General features: G+C 62.1%; 1 protein-coding gene. It reads right to left on the bottom strand.

The window, feature by feature from the left end; all coding sequences use genetic code 11:
* On the bottom strand, positions 1-235 hold a 235-nt coding region (locus tag ADK65_RS08450; RefSeq protein WP_159038745.1), incomplete at both ends, for a glycoside hydrolase family 48 protein.

Below are 235 nucleotides of genomic sequence, written 5' to 3'. Positions count from 1 at the left end.
GATCATGTACTTCTCCATCAGATCCCACGCGCCGTTGAACTTCGACCAGTCACCCGTGACCTTGCCGTACATGGCCTGCAGCCACAGGAGGTAGCTGTACGCCTCCGAGGTGGTCTCGTGGCCGTGGTCCGGCGCCTCGACGATCAGCGTCTCGACCGAGTGGTAGGGGATGCCCTCGGGAGAGAAGTAGCCGTTCGCCGGGTTGGTGATCTTCCCGTAGAGCTCCAGGAAACGG

The organism is Streptomyces sp. NRRL B-1140 (assembly GCF_001280065.1).
GTDB lineage: Bacteria > Actinomycetota > Actinomycetes > Streptomycetales > Streptomycetaceae > Streptomyces.
Note: the sequence above shows the minus strand (reverse complement) of the source record. Positions and strands in the feature narration are given on the sequence as shown.